This is a genomic window from Escherichia sp. WS1265, assembly GCF_046487585.1.
In the GTDB taxonomy this organism is placed as follows: domain Bacteria; phylum Pseudomonadota; class Gammaproteobacteria; order Enterobacterales; family Enterobacteriaceae; genus Escherichia; species Escherichia coli.
Window position 1 is genome coordinate 1 of record NZ_JBJQJE010000013.1, and the last position, 23,907, is coordinate 23,907.

Genomic DNA, 23,907 nt, shown 5'->3' on the forward strand with positions numbered 1-23,907 from the left:
AATGCTGTTTACGGGGTTTTTTACTGGTTGATACTGTTTTTGTCATGTGAGTCACCTCTGACTGAGAGTTTACTCACTTAGCCGCGTGTCCACTATTGCTGGGTAAGATCATAGATGCTACGGATATCCATATCCAGAACTTCAGCAATCTGATATGGATTATAACCAGAAACCATATACCCCATTATGGTGAATTCCATCTGAGTTAATGTGTTACCTCTGGTAAATGATAAATAACGACCAATAAATAGTTGTCTGATCTTTTCATTGGCAACATCAAGACCATCATCATTATATATGACAGCAGATATTGCTGAGTTGTGTTTTCGCCAGTAATTAGCTAACGATTGCATATTGCGGTCGCTGACTAAAACAATCCCCATGTCAGTACTTGCAAGATAGTCAATCCAGTCTTTTTCAAGGAATAGACGTAAAAAACTTACTGAAAAATCGACAAAAATATATCCGCTTAATCTCGCTTTGTGGTTTTTAGTTAAGATACCTTCTACCACACCACGATTAAAATATGAACTTTCTTCGGGCCACATACAAAAACACGAGTTTGCGCAGTACTGCAAACGCGGTGACTCTTCTGGCATTATTTGGCAATGCATTGAGCAACTATTGCATGTAAGACTTTTATAACGACTACAAAGCCCCATGTTAAGAACCTCCCTATCCGTATATAATTGCATAATTTCATTGGTGATTGATGATGTCAATACACCATGATTTTGTAATTTTGCTGGGAAAAATTGCGATTAATCTGTATTTGCTATAATTCTGATTAAGACATTTTAAAATGCATTTCTCGTTATTAAATATGATTATGTTTCACTGATTTAATCTTACCTGGTTGAGGGTGGTTCAGATAACTATCTCATGGTATGAGAATATCTATATCGCAAATTGTTTTTGAATGACCAGAAGATATCTTGCGAATCTAAGTTATGCATCTTAAATGGTCTTATTTAAGATGTTCAGATCTCTTTGTGTGTTTAACTAACTGATAATACTAGGATATGATGAGAGAAGTGATAGGGCGGAATAATAACGAATGAACATTATGAAAACTGGAATGGTTCAAAATTGTAGCAATTTTGAACCATTCACAATGGATATCAGCTAAAGAACATTACCGATACGCACAGGATACCCACGATCAGCGTAATCAGATTTCCGATGGAACGCCAGGGTTTAAGCGCCGGGATCAGATACGTTGACAACGTAGGCATGATGAAAAGTATCATGGCAATGAGCGGGCCGCTGATCGCGTAAATCATCGAAATCGCGTTCGGGTTAATGCAACAAACAATGAAGGTGATCAGCGATACCAACATAATTGATAGTGCGCGGTTAAATGCACGACTTTTCTTTACACCAACCTGCTGTAGTGTTGTTTTGACGACCTCCGTGGCACCTTCAATAACGCCAAAGTACGTACCCAGGAATGATTTCGACATCGCAACTACTGCGACAATAATCCCGGAAATTGACAGCCATGCTGGGGCGTTCGGCAGCATAGAAAGCGCCGATAAAATGGTGACCCCTTCTTCTTTAGCCGCTTCAATATACGAAGGTGGAATAGAAAGCAGGCAGCTAAAGACAAAGAACAGTACACTTATGCAGATGATGAGATAAGCGACTTTCATAATTTTTTTGCATTTATCCATAGCGTGTTCGCCATATTTTTCACGTCTGTCTATGGCAAACGTAGAAATAATGGGCGTATGGCTAAAGGCGAAAACCATCACGGGAATCGATATCCATATCTGGTGAAGGGTATTCTGATTGAACTCTACCTGGGTCGTTAATAGATCAGGTTGCCAACTACCGACAAGGTAAATGGAAAGAAATAAGAAATAGGCAATCAATGGGAATACCAAAAAACCCATTACCCGAATGGTTGCATGGCGTCCCATCAGAAAAATGAGATTCAGGATTAATACAACACCCAGACTCACCAACATACGGATGCGAAGATCAATAACCATATGCTTTGCCAGCTGTTCCGTAAGTGAGTTGGTAATTGCCACTGCATATATCAACACGACGACAAAAAAGGCGATGAAGTACAGCGTGGTAATCAGATTACCAATCTTCTTGCCATAGTAGTGTGTTACTGCGCCCGTTATCCCTTCACCTGCTGATGTTTTCGATGAGAGGATGAACTGGCATAAGGCTTTATGTGGCCAATATGTTAAAGGCCAGGCGACCAGAGCAGTAATAAACAGGACCACAGCCCCTGCCGAACCTAACTGAATAGGAAGGAAGAGCGTGCCTGCACCAACGGCTGTGCCGTAGAGCGCGAAACTCCACAGAGTTTCTTCTTTAGACCAAATATTAGACATTATCTGAACGTATCATCTACAAATTAAACAAAATGGAGGGCAATTTACCATAAACCAGGTTAAGTATGGGAGATTAACGCCCTATCTACCCCTCTATTGGTGGGTTAGTGGTTGCAAACCTTACGTGCCAGTTATGACTCTGACTACTGCTCAGGCATATTTCCTTTGTGATAAAAATCACTTTTTTTAAACAATTAAGATAACTGTAATTAACAATCATTTACTATTGCACTGTTAATTGGTGCGAGGTTGTGATGAAAGACGTTGTGATTGTCGGGGCGTTACGGACACCTATCGGCTGCTTTCGCGGTGCGTTAGCGGGTCATTCCGCCGTGGAACTTGGTAGTCTGGTCGTGAAAGCGTTAATAGAACGTACCGGCGTTCCTGCATATGCGGTGGATGAAGTAATTCTTGGTCAGGTGTTGACTGCAGGGGCAGGGCAGAATCCGGCAAGGCAATCGGCTATTAAAGGTGGTCTGCCTAATAGCGTTTCTGCAATCACGATTAATGACGTCTGCGGTTCCGGACTTAAAGCACTGCATCTGGCTACTCAGGCGATACAGTGTGGCGAGGCTGATATTGTCATCGCCGGTGGCCAGGAAAACATGAGCCGCGCACCACATGTTCTGACTGATAGCCGCACCGGTGCACAGCTTGGCAATAGCCAGCTGGTTGACAGTCTTGTGCATGATGGGTTATGGGATGCCTTCAATGATTATCATATTGGTGTCACCGCCGAAAATCTGGCTCGCGAATATGGCATCAGCCGTCAATTGCAGGATGCTTACGCACTTAGCTCGCAACAAAAAGCGCGAGCGGCGATTGACGCCGGACGATTTAAAGATGAGATCGTCCCGGTAATGACCCAAAGTAACGGTCAGACGTTGGTTGTTGATACCGATGAACAGCCACGCACTGACGCCAGTGCAGAAGGTTTAGCCCGTTTAAATCCTTCATTTGATAGTCTCGGTTCTGTGACAGCGGGTAATGCATCATCCATAAACGATGGCGCAGCTGCGGTAATGATGATGAGCGAAGCCAAAGCACGAGCGTTGAATTTACCCGTGCTGGCCCGCATTCGCGCATTTGCCAGCGTTGGTGTAGATCCGGCATTGATGGGAATTGCGCCGGTGTATGCGACCCGCCGTTGCCTGGAGCGTGTAGGCTGGCAGTTGGCTGATGTCGATCTTATCGAGGCTAATGAAGCGTTTGCTGCACAGGCGCTTTCGGTTGGCAAGATGCTTGAGTGGGATGAGCGTCGGGTCAATGTCAATGGTGGTGCGATCGCACTTGGTCACCCGATAGGCGCTTCCGGTTGCCGAATCCTGGTTTCTCTGGTTCATGAAATGGTGAAACGTAATGCCCGCAAAGGACTGGCAACGCTTTGTATCGGCGGGGGCCAGGGTGTGGCATTGACCATTGAACGTGACGAATAGCTCTGCATTTCCTCCTTACCGATAAATATCTGCCGTCATTAATCTGTTGAATAATGATGGCTGGCAAGTCGACATACATTTTCTGGGCTCCCTCATTTTTCCATTCTCATGACATATTCGTGATCGACACTGCACTTTTTTTAATCCTTAACTTAAAAATGAAACATTGTTTTATTTTTAATTGAAAACCCTAGCCCATGGGCATATCATCCCTTTATAGAGAAAACAAAACAGTGTTTCACTATCGTTTTCTATTTTCACGCTTCACTGATTATCGGAGGTTGATGTGGACGTAAGACAGAGCATCCACAGTGCGCACGCAAAAACGCTGGATACCCAAGGGCTGCGCAATGAATTTTTGGTTGAAAAGGTATTTGTCGCCGATGAGTACACCATGGTTTACAGCCACATTGACCGAATTATTGTTGGCGGCATTATGCCGATAACTAAAACGGTTTCCGTTGGCGGGGAAGTTGGTAAACAACTCGGCGTAAGCTATTTCCTTGAACGTCGCGAGTTAGGTGTTATCAATATTGGCGGTGCCGGTACGATTACTGTCGATGGCCAATGCTATGAAATCGGTCACCGCGACGCCCTGTATGTTGGTAAAGGTGCAAAAGAAGTTGTCTTTGCCAGTATTGATACCGGCACTCCGGCGAAGTTTTATTACAATTGCGCACCCGCGCATACGACGTATCCCACCAAAAAAGTCACCCCGGACGAAGTATCTCCAGTCACGTTAGGCGATAACCTCACCAGTAACCGTCGCACTATTAACAAATATTTTGTCCCGGATGTGCTGGAAACCTGCCAATTGAGTATGGGGCTGACGGAGCTGGCTCCAGGTAACTTGTGGAACACCATGCCGTGTCACACCCACGAGCGCCGGATGGAAGTTTATTTCTATTTCAATATGGATGATGACGCCTGCGTTTTCCACATGATGGGGCAACCGCAAGAAACGCGTCACATTGTGATGCATAACGAGCAGGCGGTGATCTCCCCGAGCTGGTCGATCCATTCCGGCGTCGGAACCAAAGCTTATACCTTTATCTGGGGCATGGTTGGTGAAAACCAGGTCTTTGATGATATGGACCATGTGGCCGTTAAAGATTTGCGCTAGTTGTGGGCATAAACGAATAAGGTATTGTTATGATTTTAAGTGCATTTTCTCTCGAAGGTAAAGTTGCGGTCGTCACTGGTTGTGATACTGGACTGGGTCAGGGGATGGCGTTGGGGCTGGCGCAAGCGGGCTGTGACATTGTTGGCATTAACATCGTTGAACCGACTGAAACCATCGAGCAGGTCACAGCGCTGGGGCGTCGTTTTTTAAGCCTGACCGCCGATCTGCGAAAGATTGATGGTATTCCAGCACTGCTGGATCGCGCGGTAGCGGAGTTTGGTCATATTGATATCCTGGTGAATAACGCCGGATTGATTCGCCGCGAAGATGCTCTCGAGTTCAGCGAAAAGGACTGGGACGATGTCATGAACCTGAATATCAAGAGCGTATTCTTCATGTCTCAGGCAGCGGCGAAACACTTTATCGCGCAAGGCAATGGCGGCAAGATTATCAATATCGCGTCAATGCTCTCCTTCCAGGGCGGGATCCGTGTGCCTTCTTATACCGCATCAAAAAGCGGCGTGATGGGTGTGACGCGATTGATGGCGAACGAATGGGCTAAACACAACATTAATGTTAATGCGATAGCCCCGGGTTACATGGCGACCAACAATACTCAACAACTACGGGCAGATGAACAACGTAGCGCGGAAATTCTCGACCGCATTCCAGCTGGTCGTTGGGGACTGCCGAGTGACCTGATGGGGCCGGTAGTGTTCCTTGCCTCCAGCGCTTCAGATTATGTGAATGGTTATACCATTGCCGTGGATGGCGGTTGGCTGGCGCGTTAATTCATTCTTCTTACTTTTATGACCCTGCCGCATGGCAGGGTTTTTTATATCTGTAGATCATCATAATCCATATCATGGTTATGAAATAATCCATATCAATTATCAATGAATGAACTTTATGAATTTTATCTGCTTTAAAATTAGGTGGTTAATAATAATCTCAATAATTCAACTTAATTTTAAAATTGGAATATCCATCACATAACGGCATGTCGTAGCAATTTAATCCATATTTATGCTATTTCCGACCTGACACCTGTGTGAATTGTTCACGTATTTTTTCACTATGTCTTATTCTCTGCTGGCAGGAAAAAATGGTTACTATCAATACGGAATCTGCTTTAACGCCACGTTCTTTGCGGGATACGCGGCGTATGAATATGTTTGTTTCGGTAGCTGCTGCGGTCGCAGGATTGTTATTTGGTCTTGATGTCGGCGTAATCGCCGGAGCGTTGCCGTTCATTACCGATCACTTTGTGCTGACCAGTCGTTTGCAGGAATGGGTGGTTAGTAGCATGATGCTCGGCGCAGCAATTGGTGCGCTGTTTAATGGTTGGCTGTCGTTCCGCCTGGGGCGTAAATACAGCCTGATGGCGGGGGCCATCCTGTTTGTACTCGGTTCTATAGGGTCCGCTTTTGCGACCAGCGTAGAGATGTTAATCGCCGCTCGTGTGGTGCTGGGCATTGCTGTCGGGATCGCGTCTTACACCGCTCCTCTGTATCTTTCTGAAATGGCAAGTGAAAACGTTCGCGGTAAGATGATCAGTATGTACCAGTTGATGGTCACACTCGGCATCGTGCTGGCGTTTTTATCCGATACAGCGTTCAGTTATAGCGGTAACTGGCGCGCAATGTTGGGGGTTCTTGCTTTACCAGCAGTTCTGCTGATTATTCTGGTAGTCTTCCTGCCAAATAGCCCGCGCTGGCTGGCGGAAAAGGGGCGTCATATTGAGGCGGAAGAAGTATTGCGTATGCTGCGCGATACGTCGGAAAAAGCGCGAGAAGAACTCAACGAAATTCGTGAAAGCCTGAAGTTAAAACAGGGCGGTTGGGCACTGTTTAAGATCAACCGTAACGTCCGTCGTGCTGTGTTTCTCGGTATGTTGTTGCAGGCGATGCAGCAGTTTACCGGTATGAACATCATCATGTACTACGCGCCGCGTATCTTCAAAATGGCGGGCTTTACGACCACAGAACAACAGATGATTGCGACTCTGGTCGTAGGGCTGACCTTTATGTTCGCCACCTTTATTGCGGTGTTTACGGTAGATAAAGCAGGGCGTAAACCGGCTCTGAAAATTGGTTTCAGCGTGATGGCGTTAGGCACTCTGGTGCTGGGCTATTGCCTGATGCAGTTTGATAACGGTACGGCTTCCAGTGGCTTGTCCTGGCTCTCTGTTGGCATGACGATGATGTGTATTGCCGGTTATGCGATGAGCGCCGCGCCAGTGGTGTGGATCCTGTGCTCTGAAATTCAGCCGCTGAAATGCCGCGATTTCGGTATTACCTGTTCGACCACCACGAACTGGGTGTCGAATATGATTATCGGCGCGACCTTCCTGACGCTGCTCGACAGCATTGGCGCTGCCGGTACGTTCTGGCTCTACACTGCGCTGAACATTGCGTTTGTGGGCATCACTTTCTGGCTCATTCCGGAAACCAAAAATGTCACGCTGGAACATATCGAACGCAAACTGATGGCAGGCGAGAAGTTGAGAAATATCGGCATCTGATTTCACGGGCCGGATGTGCTGTACATCCGGCCCTTTTTTCGTTAATAGAGATCGGGCACTTGGCCGTTGAGGCGTTTGTCTCGTTCCTTATTCAGCCTTGTTGCGGTAACGCACATCAGGAGAGAGGAATGAAAACAATTGGTTTGCTGGGAGGAATGAGCTGGGAATCCACCATTCCTTACTATCGTTTGATAAATGAAGGCATTAAACAGCGGCTTGGTGGGCTTCACTCTGCGCAAGTGCTGCTACATAGCGTCGATTTTCATGAAATAGAAGAGTGCCAGCGTCGCGGGGAATGGGATAAAACCGGGGACATTCTGGCTGAGGCGGCGCTTGGCTTACAGCGGGCGGGCGCAGAAGGTATTGTGTTATGTACCAATACGATGCATAAAGTGGCGGATGCCATTGAGTCACGTTGCACTCTGCCTTTCTTACACATTGCGGATGCCACCGGACGTGCAATTACCGGGGCCGGAATGACTCGTGTGGCGCTGCTGGGTACGCGTTACACCATGGAACAGGATTTTTATCGCGGGCGGCTGACGGAACAATTTTCCATCAATTGTCTTATTCCTGAAGCGGATGAACGGGCGAAAATTAATCAGATTATTTTTGAAGAACTGTGTCTGGGGCAATTTACCGAAGCGTCACGCGCTTATTATGCGCAAGTGATTGCTCGCCTTGCAGAACAGGGCGCACAGGGCGTCATTTTTGGCTGCACAGAAATTGGTTTACTGGTGCCAGAAGAGCGCAGTGTTTTGCCTGTGTTTGATACCGCGGCGATCCATGCCGAGGATGCTGTCGCTTTTATGCTGTCGTAGCTGACGACAAAATAGCGTCAAGAGAAGTGACCAGTTTCGGTAACCCCGCTTGTAAATGCCCACTAAACGCCTGAACCAGCGCTGATGACGGGCGGTGCAGGGGGCGGATCAGGCTGACGGTGAACGGAACCGCAATACTGAACCGCCGCACCACTAAACCGCTTGCCGCATAATCTAGTGCGGTGAGCGGGTTAACCACCGAAACACCTACCCCCGCCCGTACCATTGCGCAGACTGACGCGGCGCTGTGGGTTTCTACGATCATGCGTCGTTTAACCTGATGTTCAGTAAATAGCTGATCCAGCAACTGGCGATAGCTGTCAGTACGGGAAAGGCTGATGTAGTTCTCACCCTGAAAATCATCCGGCGTTAATACCTTTTTTACCGCCAGCGGATGACCCGGAGGTAACACACACACTTCATCTAAAGAGAGTAATTCGGTACGTTCTGTTCCCGCAGGCGTATGGAGCGTTTCAGTGAGTCCTAAATCATGACGCTGGGCCGAGAGCCACTCTTCAAGTAGCGGTGATTCCTGGGGCACGATATTTAAGCTGACATCGGGATAACGTGCCAGAAAGGGTTGCAGGAGCTGCGGTAAAAAAGATTGCGAAAAGACCGGCAGGCAGGCAATAGACAGTTCTCCCTGGCGAAACTCGCGCAGACTTTCTGCGGCGCTGACAATGCGATCCAGTCCGTACCAGGATCGTTGCACTTCTTCAAACAGACGCAGTCCTTGCACGGTAGGATGTAATCGCCCACGTACGCGCTCAAACAATTTCAGCCCGATCACCTTCTCAAAGCGCGCAAGTTCGCGGCTGACGGTTGGCTGTGAGGTGTGTAGCAGGTGTGCCGCCTCAGTCAGGCTTCCGGCGGTCATTACCGCATGAAAAATTTCAATATGACGTAAGTTAACGGCGGCCATTAGCGCTCTCTCGCAATCCGGTAATCCATATCATTTTTGCATAGACTCGACATAGATCGATATTTTTTATTCTTTTTATGATGTGGCGTAATCATAAAAAAGCACTTATCTGGAGTTTGTTATGCCACATTCACTGTTCAGCACCGATACCGATCTCACCGCCGAAAATCTGCTGCGTTTGCCCGCTGAATTTGGCTGCCCGGTGTGGGTCTACGATGCGCAAATTATTCGTCGGCAGATTGCAGCGCTGAAACAGTTTGATGTGGTGCGCTTTGCACAGAAAGCCTGTTCCAATATTCATATTTTGCGCTTAATGCGTGAGCAGGGCGTGAAAGTGGATTCCGTCTCGTTAGGCGAAATAGAGCGTGCGTTGGCGGCGGGTTACAATCCGCAAACGCACCCCGATGATATTGTTTTTACGGCAGATGTTATCGATCAGGCGACGCTTGAACGCGTCAGTGAATTGCAAATTCCGGTGAATGCGGGGTCTGTTGATATGCTCGACCAACTGGGCCAGGTTTCGCCAGGGCATCGGGTATGGCTGCGCGTTAATCCGGGGTTTGGTCACGGACATAGCCAAAAAACCAATACCGGTGGCGAAAACAGCAAGCACGGTATCTGGTACACCGATCTGCCCGCCGCACTGGACGTGATACAACGTCATCATCTGCAGCTGGTCGGCATTCACATGCACATTGGTTCTGGCGTTGATTATGCCCATCTGGAACAGGTGTGTGGTGCTATGGTGCGTCAGGTCATCGAATTCGGTCAGGATTTACAGGCTATTTCTGCGGGCGGTGGGCTTTCTGTTCCTTATCAACAGGGTGAAGAGGCGGTTGATACCGAACATTATTATGGTCTGTGGAATGCCGCGCGTGAGCAAATCGCCCGCCATTTGGGCCACCCTGTGAAACTGGAAATTGAACCGGGTCGCTTCCTGGTAGCGCAGTCTGGCGTATTAATTACTCAGGTGCGGAGCGTCAAACAAATGGGGAGCCGCCACTTTGTGCTGGTTGATGCCGGGTTCAACGATCTGATGCGCCCGGCAATGTACGGTAGTTACCACCATATCAGTGCCCTGGCAGCTGATGGTCGTTCTCTGGAACACGCGCCAACGGTGGAAACCGTCGTCGCCGGACCGTTATGTGAATCGGGCGATGTCTTTACCCAGCAGGAAGGGGGAAATGTTGAAACCCGCGCCTTGCCGGAAGTGAAGGCAGGTGATTATCTGGTACTGCATGATACAGGGGCATATGGCGCATCAATGTCATCCAACTACAATAGCCGTCCGCTGTTACCAGAAGTTCTGTTTGATAATGGTCAGGCGCGGTTGATTCGCCGTCGCCAGACCATCGAAGAATTACTGGCGCTGGAATTGCTTTAACTGCGGTTAGTCGCTGGTTGCATGATGACTTGCCTCCAGCGACGGAGTTGACACTGAATGACGACGTACCAGCGTCGGACTAAAGACATTAGTGATTTCCGGGAGAGGGCGATTATCCGCCAGCGCCAAAGCCAGTTCGGCAGCCTGGGTCGCCATCGTCACGATTGGGTAACGCACGGTGGTCAGGCGCGGACGCACATAGCGTGACACCAGCACATCATCAAAGCCAATTAACGAAATCTCACCCGGTACATCAATACCATTATCATTGAGAACGCCCATCGCACCCGCCGCCATTGAATCGTTATAACAGGCTACCGCAGTGAAATTTCTTCCTCGTCCCAAAAGCTCGGTCATTGCCTGTTCGCCGCCGCTTTCGTCTGGTTCGCCAAATGTCACCAGCCGGTCATTGGCCGCAATACCACTTTCAGCAAGGGCATCGTAATACCCTTGCAGACGATCTTCGGCGTCAGAAATAGAGTGGTTAGAGCACAGATAACCAATGCGGGTATGACCTTGCTGAATTAAATGACGCGTAGCCAGCCAGGCACCGTAACGATCGTCCAGAGCAATACAACGGTTTTCAAAGCCAGGCAGGATACGGTTGATCAGCACCATACCGGGCATTTGTTTCATTAATGAGGCTAAATCGGCATCCGGGATCATTTTGGCATGGACGACCAACGCAGCACAGCGATGGCGGATCAGTTGCTCAATAGCCTGACGCTCTTTTTGTTCGTTGTGGTAACCGTTGCCAATCAATAAGAAATTACCGGTGTGATAAGCCACCTGTTCGACCGCTTTCACCATTGCACCGAAAAACGGATCGGAAACATCACCAACGATCAGACCGACCGTTTCAGTGGTCTGCTGCGCCAGCGCACGGGCGTTGGCGTTCGGGTGATAGCTAAGAGACTCCATTGCACTATGCACAGCCAGCCGGGAAGCTTCACTGGCTTTAGGTGAATTATTAATGACGCGGGAAACGGTGGCGACTGAAACGCCTGCCAGTCGGGCTACATCCTTTATGGTCGCCATGAAAATACCTTAGTGGGTAAACGCTTACATTCTTTCAGTGTTACGGAAAACGCCCGTTGGTTCAAGGGGTGGCGTGTTTTCATCGTGGGAATGTGAGCCAAACGCAAATAAGTAAGACAAAAAAAGAGATTGCAAACCTTTGGTTACACTTTGCGAAACGCTGTTGCGATTGACCGCTGGTGGCGTTTGGCTTCAGGTTGCTAAAGTGGTGATCCCAGAGGTATTGATAGGTGAAGTCAACTTCGGGTTGAGCACATGAATTACACCAGCCTGCGCAGATGCGCAGGTTTTTTTTTGCCGGTCATCAATCTGTAACAGTAACCGACAATTTACACACCTCGTTGCATTTCCCTTCATTCCTTTGCGTTTTCTCGCTGGCGAAGAGTCGTCGTGCAGACCACAATCAAGATCCCAGAGGTATTGATTGGTGAGATTATTCGGTACGCTCTTCGTACCCTGTCTCTTGCACCAACCTGCGCGGATGCGCAGGTTTTTTTTCGCACCTAATTTACTGTCGCTCGCGTTCTTTATCTCGTGTAATCTCCCTCCATTCGCTTTTACTGAATCAGAGCAAAGGGAGTTGGAATGCTTTTTAGCTTTTTTCGAAATTTGTGCCGTGTTTTGTATCGCGTTCGCGTTACGGGTGACACCCAGGCACTGAAGGGCGAGCGCGTTCTAATTACGCCTAATCACGTCTCTTTTATTGATGGCATTTTGCTTGGACTGTTTTTACCTGTGCGTCCAGTGTTTGCCGTTTACACCTCAATAAGCCAACAGTGGTATATGCGTTGGCTGAAATCATTTATCGACTTTGTTCCTCTCGACCCGACGCAACCTATGGCTATTAAACATCTGGTACGTCTGGTGGAACAGGGCCGACCAGTGGTGATTTTCCCTGAAGGACGCATCACCACTACAGGCTCGCTGATGAAAATCTACGATGGCGCGGGTTTTGTCGCGGCGAAGTCTGGTGCAACGGTTATTCCTGTGCGTATTGAAGGGGCGGAACTTACGCACTTCAGCCGCCTGAAAGGTCTGGTTAAACGTCGCTTGTTCCCGCAAATTACTCTGCATATTTTGCCACCAACGCAGGTGGCGATGCCGGATGCGCCGCGTGCCCGTGACCGTCGCAAAATCGCTGGCGAAATGCTGCATCAAATAATGATGGAAGCGCGAATGGCGGTGCGCCCGCGTGAAACGCTGTACGAATCTTTACTGAGTGCAATGTACCGCTTCGGAGCCGGGAAGAAATGTGTCGAAGACGTCAACTTTACCCCAGACTCCTATCGCAAATTGCTTACGAAAACGCTGTTTGTTGGACGCATCCTTGAAAAATACAGTGTTGAAGGCGAACGCATCGGCTTAATGCTGCCCAATGCAGGCATCAGTGCGGCAGTGATTTTTGGGGCCATCGCCCGTCGCCGCATTCCCGCAATGATGAACTACACTGCCGGGGTAAAAGGGCTGACCAGTGCTATTACGGCGGCTGAAATCAAAACCATCTTCACTTCCCGCCAGTTTCTCGATAAAGGCAAACTCTGGCATCTGCCGGAGCAACTTACTCAGGTGCGCTGGGTCTATCTGGAAGATTTAAAAGCAGATGTCACCACTGCCGACAAAGTGTGGATCTTCTCTCATTTGCTGATGCCGCGTCTGGCACAGGTTAAACAGCAGCCGGAAGAAGAGGCGCTGATCCTCTTTACCTCCGGTTCTGAAGGCCATCCGAAAGGCGTCGTCCATAGCCATAAAAGCATTCTGGCGAACGTCGAGCAGATTAAAACGATTGCCGACTTCACCACCAACGATCGCTTTATGTCGGCGTTACCGCTGTTTCACTCCTTTGGGCTGACGGTAGGCCTGTTTACGCCACTGCTCACAGGTGCAGAAGTGTTCCTTTATCCAAGCCCGCTGCATTACCGTATTGTGCCGGAGTTGGTGTATGACCGCAGTTGCACCGTGTTGTTCGGTACCTCGACTTTCCTCGGTCACTACGCGCGTTTCGCCAACCCGTATGACTTCTATCGTCTACGCTATGTGGTGGCAGGCGCAGAAAAACTACAAGAAAGTACCAAACAGCTTTGGCAGGATAAATTTGGCCTGCGCATCCTTGAAGGCTACGGTGTGACCGAGTGCGCGCCTGTCGTTTCTATCAACGTACCGATGGCGGCGAAACCCGGTACGGTAGGGCGTATTCTACCAGGTATGGACGCGCGCCTGTTGTCGGTTCCTGGTATCGAAGAGGGCGGACGCCTGCAACTGAAAGGGCCGAACATAATGAACGGCTATCTGCGGGTGGAGAAGCCAGGTGTACTGGAAGTGCCCACCGCCGAGAATGTTCGCGGCGAAATGGAGCGCGGCTGGTATGACACTGGCGATATTGTGCGTTTCGACGAGCAGGGCTTTGTGCAGATTCAGGGCCGCGCAAAACGCTTTGCCAAAATTGCAGGCGAAATGGTGTCGCTGGAAATGGTGGAACAACTGGCACTTGGTGTTTCGCCAGATAAAGTCCATGCCACTGCGATTAAGAGCGATGCCAGCAAAGGCGAGGCACTGGTGCTTTTCACCACAGATAACGAACTGACGCGCGATAAGTTGCAACAGTATGCCCGCGAGCACGGCGTGCCGGAGCTTGCTGTACCGCGCGATATTCGCTATCTGAAACAGATGCCATTACTTGGCAGCGGCAAACCTGACTTTGTCACGTTGAAAAGCTGGGTAGACGAAGCGGAACAACACGATGAGTGAGTCAGTGCACACTAACACTTCGTTGTGGTCGAAGGGGATGAAAGCGGTTATCGTGGCGCAGTTTCTCTCTGCGTTTGGCGATAATGCGCTGCTGTTTGCCACTCTGGCGTTACTGAAAGCGCAGTTCTATCCGGAGTGGAGCCAGCCCATCCTGCAAATGGTGTTTGTAGGTGCTTACATTCTTTTTGCGCCGTTTGTCGGACAGGTGGCGGATAGCTTCGCCAAAGGCCGGGTGATGATGTTTGCCAACGGCCTGAAGCTGCTGGGCGCAGCCAGTATCTGCTTTGGTATCAATCCGTTTCTCGGCTATACGCTGGTGGGTGTTGGTGCTGCAGCCTATTCACCGGCGAAATACGGTATTCTCGGCGAATTAACCACGGGTAGTAAGTTAGTGAAAGCTAACGGTTTAATGGAAGCTTCTACCATAGCGGCGATTTTGCTCGGTTCCGTAGCCGGTGGTGTGCTGGCTGACTGGCATGTCCTGGTCGCCCTGGCCGCATGCGCACTGGCCTACGGTGGTGCGGTCGTTGCCAATATCTACATTCCCAAACTGGTGGCGGCGCGTCCGGGGCAGTCCTGGAATCTCATCAGCATGACCCGCAGTTTCCTGAATGCCTGCACCTCGCTATGGCGCAATGGTGAAACGCGTTTTTCGCTGGTGGGCACCAGTTTATTCTGGGGAGCGGGTGTCACGCTGCGTTTCCTGTTGGTGCTGTGGGTACCGGTGGCGCTGGGCATTACCGATAACGCTACGCCGACCTATCTCAACGCGATGGTAGCGATTGGTATCGTGGTTGGCGCTGGTGCGGCAGCGAAGTTAGTTACGCTGGAAACCGTGTCACGCTGTATGCCAGCCGGGATTTTGATTGGCGTGGTGGTACTGATTTTCTCCCTGCAACACGAGCTGCTGCCAGCCTATGCCTTGTTGATGCTGATTGGCGTGCTGGGGGGCTTTTTTGTAGTACCGCTCAATGCGTTGCTACAGGAGCGGGGTAAAAAAAGCGTCGGGGCGGGGAATGCGATTGCAGTACAAAACCTTGGCGAAAACAGCGCCATGTTGTTGATGCTGGGCATTTACTCGCTGGCGGTAATGGTAGGCATCCCGGTCGTGCCCATTGGCATTGGCTTCGGTGCGCTATTTGCGCTGGCAATAACGGCGCTGTGGATCTGGCAGCGCCGTCATTAATATTTAACGCCGGTTTTAACCGGCGTTAATCTTATGGTGCCGGATAAGTATAAACCTGATGTACCGCTTCAATTTCAGCTAATATGTCTTCGCTTAACTCCAGATGCAAACTTTCGACGTTAGTTTTCAGCTGCTCCATCGTGGTTGCGCCCAGCAGAGTGCTGGCAACAAACGGTTGACGGCGTACAAAAGCGAGCGCCATCTGTGCAGGATCCAGGCCATGACGTCTGGCTATATCAACATACGCCGCGACGGCTTTTTGCGTTTGCTCACCGCTATAGCGGGTGAACCGACTAAAGAGCGTATTACGTGCGCCAGCGGGTTTTGCACCATTGAGATATTTCCCGGTCAGCGTGCCGAAACCCAGGCACGAATAGGCCAGCAGTTCGACCCCTTCATACTGGCTGACTTCTGCCAGACCTACTTCAAAACTGCGGTTTAACAGACTGTAAGGGTTCTGAATGGTGACAATACGCGGCAGATCGTGTTTGTCCGCCAGATGCAGATAGCGCATTACGCCAAATGCAGTTTCGTTCGACACGCCGATATAACGAATTTTTCCCGCGCGTTGGTACTCTGCCAGTGCGTCCAGCGTATCCAGCAGCGAAACCGCAGGCGCAGAATCTGTCCAGCTATAACCGAGTTTGCCGAAGCAGTTGGTTGGGCGCTGCGGCCAGTGCACCTGATAAAGATCGAGGTAATCAGTCTGCAGACGCTTGAGGCTGTCATGCAGCGCTTCGCGGATATTCTTCCGATCCAGCGCCTGATCCGGGCGGATGCCTTTGTCATTATTGCGCGACGGTCCGCTCACTTTGGAGGCGATAATTAACTTTTCGCGGCTGCCATGTTTCGCCAGCCAGTTGCCGACGTAGGTTTCGGTTAACCCTTGCGTTTCGGGGCGCGGAGGTACTGGGTACATTTCGGCAACGTCGATAAGGTTAATGCCCTGAGCGACGGCATAGTCGAGTTGTGCGTGGGCGTCGGCTTCGCTGTTCTGTTCACCAAACGTCATCGTGCCAAGCCCCAGCGTGCTGACTTCCAGCGAACTGTGGGGTATACGGTGATATTGCATAGCCGTTTCCTTTTTATAATCACGACATAAGGAATATAAAAATGGCAGAGGGAAGGGAAAAGGGAAAGAGAAAAATCTTAAGGCCAGCCGGATGCTGACCTTATTTGTTAACGTTCAATAATTTGCGAAACATCATCACGGTTAATTTGCATCGCGTTACCTTGCTGATCGTGATAACTCACCAGCCCGGTATCATCATCAATTTCAGGTTTTCCATCGGTCAAAATCATACGGCCATCTTTGGTCGCCATGACGTAATCACTGGAACACCCGGAAACAGCAAACGCCAGTCCGACTGCAGAAATTATTACTGCCCATTTTTTCATCCGGTTATCCTCATTTGGCCCACCTATGATAATAGTCTGTTTATAAACCGACGTTATATATCTTGAAAGCAGGAAAATCTTAAACTGTGAGGGTAACAGGAGTGAGTACGCCCTCCCGCAGGAGAGCGTACGGAGTATCAGAGCGGATTCTTTTTGTTGCGAATCAGGTTGAGGCTTTCAACCGCAATAGAGAAGAACATCGCGAAGTAGATGTAACCTTTCGGTACGTGGATGTCGAAACTTTCAAGAATCAGGGTAAAGCCCACCAGAATCAGGAAAGAGAGCGCCAGCATTTTTACCGAAGGATGGCGTTCGACAAAATCACCAATCGAGCGCGCGGCAAACATCATCACGCCTACGGCAATCACCACGGCGGCCATCATAATAAACAGGTGATCTGACAGACCCACAGCGGTAATCACCGAGTCGAGGCTGAAGATAATATCCAGCAGCATAATCTGCACGATAGCGCCGAGGAATGATGAAACGCGTGTTTTCAGCCCTTCTTCTTCACCTTCGATGGATTCGTGGATTTCCTTGCTGGCTTTCCAGATAAGGAACAAGCCACCCAGAAGCAGAATCAAATCACGGGCGGAAATTTCCTGACTGAATATTGTAAAAAGCGGATTCGTCAGGCGCGTAACCCAGGCGATGGATGCCAGCAGCGCCAGACGCATAACCATGGCTCCCGCCAACCCCAGACGGCGCGCATGAGCACGTTGTGCTGTGGGAAGCTTTGCCACCACCAGAGAAAGGAAAATAATATTGTCGATCCCAAGAACGATCTCCAGCAGCGTCAGCGTACCGAGCGCAAGCCAGGCGTTAGGATCGGTTATCCATGCAAATAACATCTAAAAAGCCCTGCCAAAAAAATGAAGCGGTAATTATATGCCCGGAAAGCGGCAGGTCAAAGCGATGGCTACTGGATCAGAAAATGACGGGCCAGTAGTGCACTGGTGAAATTCTTCTTCAAATAAAAGCCGCGTGGCAGCGTCAGAATCCGTTCGCCCCGGGCACCAATGGCTTCGGTCAGCGCTTTCGCATTCGCTGCTTTCGGTCGTATCTGTAAATATTCCCCGTGACGAGCGGTAATCCGCTCAACCTGACCGAGAACAATCATATCCATTAATTCTTCCCAGTCTTCGCGTAGCTGTCGGTCTTCCTCTTCATTCGGGCTCCACAGTAACGGTGATCCTACGCGACGCTGCGCCAGCGGGATGCTGCGCTCGCCTTCAACCGGTATCCACAGTACGCGTTTGAGCTTGTGGCGTACGTGGCTGGTTTCCCAGGTCACCCCGCTATTACCCGTTAACGGGGCTACACAAACGAATGTTGTTTCCAGCGGACGACCAAGACTATCCACAGGGATAGTTTTAAGTTCCACGCCCAGAGCAGCAAAATCTTGCTCAGGTTTACTTCCTGCGCTGGCACCTAGCCAGATCTCCAGTAACACGCCAATCCAGCCCTTATCGCGTTTTAAATTCTCTGGCGTCACCAGCCCGGCAAGTGCCGCCAGTTCTCCCAATGTATAACCAGAAAGTTGCTGTGCTTGCGCTAACAACTGTTCTTCAGTTTCGGGAGGAGAGAGCAGTGGGCGAGGTTGGGACATGTCATGATACCTTGGTTAAAAAACAAACAGCATTTCTGTGCCGAATATTCGCAGTGTAACTTTTTCCACATGCGTTGTTCAATTCTCTGATTTATATTGCTTTTTAGATTGTCGGTAATCGAGTTGCGCAACACTGAAACGGGTTTTCCAAATCTGGTCACTGAAAATAAACAGGATCTTACACCATGTTATCCACAGAAAGCTGGGATAACTGTGAAAAACCTCCACTACTGTTTCCATTTACAGCCTTGACGTGCGACGAAACTCCAGTTTTTAGTGGTTCAGTGCTTAACTTAGTGGCACATTCTGTGGATAAATACCGCATTGGTTGATCTTTCGCCAACCCGTAAATGAGAGGTGTGACCTGGGTCACGAATTACTCTTTTTTATTACTCAAATTACATGTAATGCATTGACTGATAATGAATATTTTAAAATGTCTATATCGGGCTTATTCAGAATGCTCCGGGTTTTCCCGTAGTAATTCCGTAGTTCTTCACAACTCTATCCACAGAAAAGGTGAATAAAAACGGCTATCCACCCCTTCTTCTGTTTATAACTCTGCACATAACTGTGAGTTATTCAATTGTTATTAGTGTGTAATGCCCTGCAGAGAGTGGTTTACCGTCTTCCTGGAGTATGAAACAATCATTCGTATATAAAGCTTTATTTTGAGGTAGTCCGGTGATTGATGACGATGGCTACCGCCCAAACGTAGGTATCGTGATTTGTAATCGCCAGGGGCAGGTAATGTGGGCCCGGCGATTTGGTCAGCACTCCTGGCAATTTCCGCAAGGCGGAATCAACCCCGGAGAATCCGCAGAGCAGGCGATGTACCGTGAATTGTTTGAAGAAGTAGGATTAAGCCGTAAAGACGTTCGAATCCTTGCTTCAACGCGTAACTGGTTGCGCTACAAATTACCGAAACGTTTGGTGCGTTGGGACACGAAGCCGGTTTGTATCGGCCAAAAACAAAAATGGTTTCTCTTGCAGCTGGTGAGCGGCGATGCAGAAATCAATATGCAAACCAGCAGTACACCAGAGTTTGACGGCTGGCGATGGGTAAGTTACTGGTATCCAGTCAGACAGGTGGTGTCATTTAAACGTGATGTCTACCGTAGGGTAATGAAAGAGTTCGCGAGTGTGGTGATGTCACTGCAGGAAAATACGCCAAAACCACAAAACGCATCTGCTTATCGACGTAAAAGAGGTTAAGTCACGCCAATTATGCTCACTCGCCTGCGCGAAATAGTCGAAAAGGTAGCCAGCGCACCACGCCTGAATGAGGCGTTAAATATTCTGGTTACCGACATCTGTCTTGCGATGGATACCGAGGTCTGTTCGGTTTACCTGGCCGATCATGATCGACGTTGTTACTACCTGATGGCGACCCGGGGGCTGAAAAAACCACGCGGTCGCACTGTAACGCTCGCGTTTGATGAAGGGATCGTCGGCCTGGTTGGCAGGCTGGCGGAACCGATAAACCTTGCAGATGCGCAAAAGCACCCCAGCTTCAAATACATCCCCTCCGTAAAAGAAGAACGTTTCCGCGCGTTTTTAGGCGTACCAATTATTCAACGTCGCCAGTTGCTTGGTGTACTGGTGGTACAGCAACGAGAGTTGCGCCAGTATGACGAAAGTGAAGAATCCTTCCTGGTGACGCTTGCCACCCAGATGGCAGCGATTCTTTCTCAGTCGCAGTTGACTGCCTTGTTTGGGCAATATCGCCAGACGCGAATCCGTGCATTACCGGCAGCGCCTGGTGTAGCGATTGCCGAAGGCTGGCAGGATGCCACGTTACCTTTAATGGAACAGGTGTATCAGGCATCAACGCTGGATCCGGCTCTGGAACGCGAACGACTGACCGGGGCGCTGGAAGAAGCGGCAAACGAGTTTCGCCGCTACAGCAAACGCTTTGCCGCCGGTGCACAAAAAGAAACGGCGGCTATTTTCGATCTTTACTCGCACCTGCTTTCGGACACCCGGCTGCGTCGCGAATTGTTTGCCGAGGTTGATAAAGGCTCGGTGGCAGAGTGGGCGGTAAAAACGGTCATTGAAAAATTTGCCGAACAGTTTGCCGCGCTAAGCGATAACTATCTCAAAGAGCGGGCTGGCGATTTACGTGCGCTGGGTCAGCGATTGCTGTTTCATCTTGATGACGCTAATCAAGGGCCGAACGCCTGGCCGGAACGTTTCATTCTGGTGGCAGATGAACTGTCAGCAACAACGCTTGCTGAGCTGCCCCAGGATCGCTTAGTCGGTGTTGTCGTGCGCGATGGCGCAGCCAACTCCCATGCTGCGATCATGGTACGTGCGCTGGGGATCCCTACCGTGATGGGCGCGGATATTCAGCCTTCGGTGCTGCATCGTCGGACGCTGATTGTCGATGGTTATCGCGGTGAATTGCTGGTCGATCCGGAGCCGGTACTGCTGCAAGAATATCAGCGACTAATTAGTGAAGAGATTGAGCTTAGCCGTCTGGCGGAAGATGACGTCAATTTACCCGCGCAGTTAAAAAGTGGCGAGCGTATAAAAGTCATGCTCAATGCCGGTTTAAGCCCGGAACATGAAGAAAAACTGGGCAGCCGTATTGATGGCATAGGACTTTATCGCACTGAAATCCCATTCATGCTGCAAAGTGGTTTTCCGTCGGAAGAAGAACAGGTGGCGCAGTATCAGGGGATGCTGCAAATGTTCAATGATAAGCCCGTCACCTTGCGTACGCTGGATGTCGGAGCAGATAAGCAGCTGCCTTACATGCCGATCAGCGAAGAGAATCCATGCCTGGGTTGGCGTGGGATTCGCATTACGCTCGATCAGCCTGAGATCTTCTTGATCCAGGTGCGGGCGATGCTGCGTGCTAATGCCGCTACGGGCAACCTGAATATTCTGTTGCCGATGGTCACCAGCCTCGATGAAGTTGACGAAGCACGCCGCCTGATTGAACGTGCCGGACGTGAAGTCGAGGAGATGATCGGTTACGAAATTCCCAAACCACGTATCGGCATCATGCTTGAAGTGCCGTCAATGGTATTTATGCTGCCGCATCTGGCAAAGCGGGTCGATTTTATCTCTGTTGGCACCAACGATCTGACTCAATACATCCTGGCCGTTGATCGCAACAATACCCGGGTGGCGAACATTTATGACAGTCTTCATCCTGCAATGTTACGAGCTCTGGCGATGATCGCTCGGGAAGCGGAAATACATGGTATCGATCTCCGTTTGTGCGGTGAAATGGCGGGCGATCCCATGTGCGTGGCAATCCTCATTGGGCTTGGGTATCGTCATCTGTCTATGAACGGACGTTCTGTAGCGCGCGTAAAATACCTGCTGCGGCGCATTGATTATGCCGAAGCAGAAAATCTTGCGCAGCGTAGTCTGGAAGCGCAACTGGCGACCGAAGTTCGCCATCAGGTTGCAGCCTTTATGGAGCGTCGCGGCATGGGCGGGTTGATTCGCGGAGGGTTATAGCGCGGATCATATACATATCTTTTAACGGTATCCGGCAACCAGCCAGGTCCCCTTGTGCTATTATTCGCACCTTTGGAGCGCCTGAAACCTGCGGCGCGCATTTCAATCGCTGTTCTCTTTCAGCGAAATAACAAGAACTTGTGGTGACAGATGACCAGTAGCTATCTGCATTTTCCGGAGTTTGATCCGGTCATTTTCTCAATAGGACCCGTGGCGCTTCACTGGTACGGCCTGATGTATCTGGTGGGTTTCATTTTTGCAATGTGGCTGGCAACACGTCGGGCGAATCGTCCGGGCAGCGGCTGGACCAAAAATGAAGTTGAAAACTTACTCTATGCGGGCTTCCTCGGTGTCTTCCTCGGGGGACGTATTGGTTATGTTCTGTTCTACAATTTCCCGCAGTTTATGGCCGATCCGCTGTATCTGTTCCGTGTCTGGGACGGCGGCATGTCTTTCCACGGCGGCCTGATTGGCGTTATCGTGGTGATGATTATCTTCGCCCGCCGTACTAAACGTTCCTTCTTCCAGGTTTCTGATTTTATCGCACCACTCATTCCGTTTGGTCTTGGTGCCGGGCGTCTGGGCAATTTTATTAACGGTGAATTGTGGGGCCGCGTTGACCCGAACTTCCCGTTTGCCATGCTGTTCCCTGGCTCCCGTACAGAAGATATTTTGCTGCTGCAAACCAACCCGCAGTGGCAATCCATTTTCGACACTTACGGTGTGCTGCCGCGCCACCCATCACAGCTTTACGAGCTGCTGCTGGAAGGTGTGGTGCTGTTTATTATCCTCAACCTGTATATTCGTAAACCGCGCCCAATGGGAGCAGTCTCAGGCTTGTTCCTGATTGGTTACGGCGCGTTTCGCATCATTGTTGAGTTTTTCCGCCAGCCCGACGCGCAGTTTACCGGTGCCTGGGTGCAGTACATCAGCATGGGGCAAATTCTTTCCATCCCGATGATTGTCGCGGGTGTGATCATGATGGTCTGGGCATATCGTCGCAGCCCACAGCAACACGTTTCCTGAGGAACCATGAAACAGTATTTAGAACTGATGCAAAAAGTGCTCGACGAAGGCACACAGAAAAACGACCGTACCGGAACCGGAACGCTTTCCATTTTTGGTCATCAGATGCGTTTTAACCTGCAGGATGGATTCCCGCTGGTGACAACTAAACGTTGCCACCTGCGTTCCATCATCCATGAACTGCTGTGGTTTCTGCAGGGCGACACTAACATTGCTTATCTACACGAAAACAATGTCACCATCTGGGACGAATGGGCCGATGAAAACGGCGACCTCGGGCCAGTGTATGGTAAACAGTGGCGCGCCTGGCCAACGCCAGATGGTCGTCATATTGACCAGATCACTACGGTACTGAACCAGCTGAAAAACGACCCGGATTCGCGCCGCATTATTGTTTCAGCGTGGAACGTAGGCGAACTGGATAAAATGGCGCTGGCACCGTGCCATGCATTCTTCCAGTTCTATGTGGCAGACGGCAAACTCTCTTGCCAGCTTTATCAGCGCTCCTGTGACGTCTTCCTCGGCCTGCCGTTTAACATTGCCAGCTACGCGTTACTGGTGCATATGATGGCGCAGCAGTGCGATCTGGAAGTGGGTGATTTTGTCTGGACCGGTGGCGACACGCACCTGTACAGCAACCATATGGATCAAACTCATCTGCAATTAAGCCGCGAACCGCGTCCGCTGCCGAAGTTGATTATCAAACGTAAACCCGAATCCATCTTCGACTACCGTTTCGAAGACTTTGAGATTGAAGGCTACGATCCACATCCGGGCATTAAAGCGCCGGTGGCTATCTAATTACGAAATATCCTGCCAGAGCCGACGCCAGTGTGCGTCGGTTTTTTTTTACCCTCCGTTAAATTCTTC

General features: G+C 49.9%; 21 protein-coding genes. 13 read left to right on the top strand and 8 right to left on the bottom strand.

Annotated elements, in window-relative coordinates:
• Nucleotides 1-92: 92 nt before the first annotated feature.
• Entirely contained in the window at nt 93-662 is a 570-nt protein-coding gene (locus tag ACJHX3_RS13945; RefSeq protein WP_094321854.1) for a hypothetical protein, read from the bottom strand.
• 459 nt (nt 663-1,121) lie between these two features.
• Entirely contained in the window at nt 1,122-2,351 is a 1,230-nt protein-coding gene (locus tag ACJHX3_RS13950) for an amino acid permease (RefSeq protein ID WP_000065950.1), read from the bottom strand.
• A gap of 254 nt (nt 2,352-2,605) precedes the next feature.
• On the opposite strand from ACJHX3_RS13950, the gene ACJHX3_RS13955 reads away from it, so the two are divergent.
• The 5 genes from ACJHX3_RS13955 (at nt 2,606) to ygeA (ending at nt 8,255) form a co-directional block, all read left to right on the top strand.
• Complete coding sequence (locus ACJHX3_RS13955; protein WP_000656029.1) at nt 2,606-3,787, top strand: acetyl-CoA C-acetyltransferase; 1,182 nt, start codon at nt 2,606-2,608, stop codon at nt 3,785-3,787.
• 286 nt (nt 3,788-4,073) lie between these two features.
• On the top strand, nt 4,074-4,910 hold the full coding sequence (kduI, locus tag ACJHX3_RS13960; protein WP_000383237.1) for a 5-dehydro-4-deoxy-D-glucuronate isomerase: 837 nt from the start codon (nt 4,074-4,076) through the stop codon (nt 4,908-4,910).
• Nucleotides 4,911-4,939: 29 nt separating this feature from the next.
• Nucleotides 4,940-5,701, top strand: coding sequence for a 2-dehydro-3-deoxy-D-gluconate 5-dehydrogenase KduD (gene kduD / locus ACJHX3_RS13965; RefSeq protein ID WP_000603504.1), 762 nt, complete (start codon nt 4,940-4,942; stop codon nt 5,699-5,701).
• Nucleotides 5,702-6,015: 314 nt separating this feature from the next.
• On the top strand, nt 6,016-7,434 hold the full coding sequence (gene araE / locus ACJHX3_RS13970; RefSeq protein ID WP_094308517.1) for an arabinose-proton symporter AraE: 1,419 nt from the start codon (nt 6,016-6,018) through the stop codon (nt 7,432-7,434).
• 128 nt (nt 7,435-7,562) lie between these two features.
• Nucleotides 7,563-8,255: an amino acid racemase gene (ygeA, locus tag ACJHX3_RS13975; protein WP_000848664.1), complete on the top strand. Its 693-nt coding sequence runs from the start codon at nt 7,563-7,565 to the stop codon at nt 8,253-8,255.
• On the opposite strand, the gene lysR is transcribed toward ygeA, so the two are convergent.
• The gene (lysR, locus tag ACJHX3_RS13980; RefSeq protein WP_000741828.1) at nt 8,242-9,177 is read right to left on the bottom strand and encodes a DNA-binding transcriptional regulator LysR; all 936 of its coding nucleotides are present in this window, start codon (nt 9,175-9,177) and stop codon (nt 8,242-8,244) included. The two genes, ygeA and lysR, sit on opposite strands and share 14 nt — an antisense overlap.
• Nucleotides 9,178-9,298: 121 nt before the next feature.
• Here lysR and lysA point away from each other — a divergent pair, with 121 nt between their 5' ends.
• Nucleotides 9,299-10,561: a diaminopimelate decarboxylase gene (lysA, locus tag ACJHX3_RS13985; RefSeq protein ID WP_001120711.1), complete on the top strand. Its 1,263-nt coding sequence runs from the start codon at nt 9,299-9,301 to the stop codon at nt 10,559-10,561.
• 6 nt (nt 10,562-10,567) lie between these two features.
• Here the strand turns inward: lysA and galR are convergent, their stop codons facing one another.
• Nucleotides 10,568-11,599 (bottom strand): HTH-type transcriptional regulator GalR, encoded by a 1,032-nt coding sequence (gene galR, locus ACJHX3_RS13990; RefSeq protein ID WP_000201048.1) that lies wholly within the window; start codon nt 11,597-11,599, stop codon nt 10,568-10,570.
• Between the two features lie 585 nt (nt 11,600-12,184).
• Here galR and aas point away from each other — a divergent pair.
• Nucleotides 12,185-14,344 (top strand): bifunctional acyl-ACP--phospholipid O-acyltransferase/long-chain-fatty-acid--ACP ligase, encoded by a 2,160-nt coding sequence (gene aas / locus ACJHX3_RS13995; RefSeq protein WP_094308516.1) that lies wholly within the window; start codon nt 12,185-12,187, stop codon nt 14,342-14,344.
• Entirely contained in the window at nt 14,337-15,530 is a 1,194-nt protein-coding gene (gene lplT / locus ACJHX3_RS14000; RefSeq protein ID WP_000004627.1) for a lysophospholipid transporter LplT, read from the top strand. Before aas ends, lplT begins: the two co-directional genes overlap by 8 nt.
• Before the next feature lie 31 nt (nt 15,531-15,561).
• Here lplT and ACJHX3_RS14005 read toward each other — a convergent pair whose 3' ends face one another.
• The 4 genes from ACJHX3_RS14005 to mutH all read right to left on the bottom strand — a co-directional run bounded on the left by ACJHX3_RS14005 (nt 15,562) and on the right by mutH (nt 18,537).
• Nucleotides 15,562-16,602 carry an NADP(H)-dependent aldo-keto reductase gene (locus ACJHX3_RS14005; protein WP_001199297.1) on the bottom strand — a complete coding sequence of 347 codons (1,041 nt, stop codon included), beginning with the start codon at nt 16,600-16,602 and terminating at the stop codon, nt 15,562-15,564.
• Nucleotides 16,603-16,709: 107 nt separating this feature from the next.
• Entirely contained in the window at nt 16,710-16,928 is a 219-nt protein-coding gene (gene ygdR / locus ACJHX3_RS14010) for a lipoprotein YgdR (protein WP_000758655.1), read from the bottom strand.
• A gap of 137 nt (nt 16,929-17,065) precedes the next feature.
• Nucleotides 17,066-17,779 (bottom strand): TerC family protein, encoded by a 714-nt coding sequence (locus ACJHX3_RS14015; protein WP_000895624.1) that lies wholly within the window; start codon nt 17,777-17,779, stop codon nt 17,066-17,068.
• A gap of 68 nt (nt 17,780-17,847) precedes the next feature.
• Nucleotides 17,848-18,537, bottom strand: a complete 690-nt coding sequence (gene mutH, locus ACJHX3_RS14020; RefSeq protein ID WP_000082188.1) for a DNA mismatch repair endonuclease MutH — start codon at nt 18,535-18,537, stop codon at nt 17,848-17,850.
• A 185-nt stretch (nt 18,538-18,722) separates the two neighbouring features.
• Here mutH and ygdT point away from each other — a divergent pair, with 185 nt between their 5' ends.
• The 5 genes from ygdT (at nt 18,723) to thyA (ending at nt 23,838) form a co-directional block, all read left to right on the top strand.
• Nucleotides 18,723-18,869: a protein YgdT gene (gene ygdT, locus ACJHX3_RS14025; protein ID WP_001305801.1), complete on the top strand. Its 147-nt coding sequence runs from the start codon at nt 18,723-18,725 to the stop codon at nt 18,867-18,869.
• A gap of 352 nt (nt 18,870-19,221) precedes the next feature.
• Nucleotides 19,222-19,752 carry an RNA pyrophosphohydrolase gene (gene rppH / locus ACJHX3_RS14030; RefSeq protein WP_000564489.1) on the top strand — a complete coding sequence of 177 codons (531 nt, stop codon included), beginning with the start codon at nt 19,222-19,224 and terminating at the stop codon, nt 19,750-19,752.
• Between the two features lie 12 nt (nt 19,753-19,764).
• Entirely contained in the window at nt 19,765-22,011 is a 2,247-nt protein-coding gene (gene ptsP, locus ACJHX3_RS14035) for a phosphoenolpyruvate--protein phosphotransferase (protein ID WP_000957914.1), read from the top strand.
• A gap of 150 nt (nt 22,012-22,161) precedes the next feature.
• Nucleotides 22,162-23,037, top strand: coding sequence for a prolipoprotein diacylglyceryl transferase (gene lgt, locus ACJHX3_RS14040; protein WP_000204658.1), 876 nt, complete (start codon nt 22,162-22,164; stop codon nt 23,035-23,037).
• Nucleotides 23,038-23,043: 6 nt separating this feature from the next.
• Entirely contained in the window at nt 23,044-23,838 is a 795-nt protein-coding gene (gene thyA, locus ACJHX3_RS14045) for a thymidylate synthase (protein WP_000816232.1), read from the top strand.
• Nucleotides 23,839-23,907 lie beyond the last annotated feature (69 nt).

Excerpts from the sequence above, each read along its gene's own strand:
- ygeA (WP_000848664.1), top strand. The coding sequence starts at position 7,563 with ATGAAAACAATTGGTTTGCTGGGAGGAATGAGCTGGGAATCCACCATT.
- ygdR (WP_000758655.1), bottom strand. The coding sequence starts at position 16,928 with ATGAAAAAATGGGCAGTAATAATTTCTGCAGTCGGACTGGCGTTTGCT.
- araE (WP_094308517.1), top strand. The coding sequence starts at position 6,016 with ATGGTTACTATCAATACGGAATCTGCTTTAACGCCACGTTCTTTGCGG.
- lysA (WP_001120711.1), top strand. The coding sequence starts at position 9,299 with ATGCCACATTCACTGTTCAGCACCGATACCGATCTCACCGCCGAAAAT.
- ptsP (WP_000957914.1), top strand. The coding sequence starts at position 19,765 with ATGCTCACTCGCCTGCGCGAAATAGTCGAAAAGGTAGCCAGCGCACCA.
- mutH (WP_000082188.1), bottom strand. The coding sequence starts at position 18,537 with ATGTCCCAACCTCGCCCACTGCTCTCTCCTCCCGAAACTGAAGAACAG.
- thyA (WP_000816232.1), top strand. The coding sequence starts at position 23,044 with ATGAAACAGTATTTAGAACTGATGCAAAAAGTGCTCGACGAAGGCACA.
- ACJHX3_RS13950 (WP_000065950.1), bottom strand. The coding sequence starts at position 2,351 with ATGTCTAATATTTGGTCTAAAGAAGAAACTCTGTGGAGTTTCGCGCTC.
- lplT (WP_000004627.1), top strand. The coding sequence starts at position 14,337 with ATGAGTGAGTCAGTGCACACTAACACTTCGTTGTGGTCGAAGGGGATG.
- ACJHX3_RS13955 (WP_000656029.1), top strand. The coding sequence starts at position 2,606 with ATGAAAGACGTTGTGATTGTCGGGGCGTTACGGACACCTATCGGCTGC.
- ACJHX3_RS14005 (WP_001199297.1), bottom strand. The coding sequence starts at position 16,602 with ATGCAATATCACCGTATACCCCACAGTTCGCTGGAAGTCAGCACGCTG.
- ACJHX3_RS14015 (WP_000895624.1), bottom strand. The coding sequence starts at position 17,779 with ATGTTATTTGCATGGATAACCGATCCTAACGCCTGGCTTGCGCTCGGT.
- galR (WP_000201048.1), bottom strand. The coding sequence starts at position 11,599 with ATGGCGACCATAAAGGATGTAGCCCGACTGGCAGGCGTTTCAGTCGCC.
- ACJHX3_RS13945 (WP_094321854.1), bottom strand. The coding sequence starts at position 662 with ATGGGGCTTTGTAGTCGTTATAAAAGTCTTACATGCAATAGTTGCTCA.
- kduD (WP_000603504.1), top strand. The coding sequence starts at position 4,940 with ATGATTTTAAGTGCATTTTCTCTCGAAGGTAAAGTTGCGGTCGTCACT.
- lysR (WP_000741828.1), bottom strand. The coding sequence starts at position 9,177 with ATGGCCGCCGTTAACTTACGTCATATTGAAATTTTTCATGCGGTAATG.
- lgt (WP_000204658.1), top strand. The coding sequence starts at position 22,162 with ATGACCAGTAGCTATCTGCATTTTCCGGAGTTTGATCCGGTCATTTTC.
- aas (WP_094308516.1), top strand. The coding sequence starts at position 12,185 with ATGCTTTTTAGCTTTTTTCGAAATTTGTGCCGTGTTTTGTATCGCGTT.
- ygdT (WP_001305801.1), top strand. The coding sequence starts at position 18,723 with ATGTTATCCACAGAAAGCTGGGATAACTGTGAAAAACCTCCACTACTG.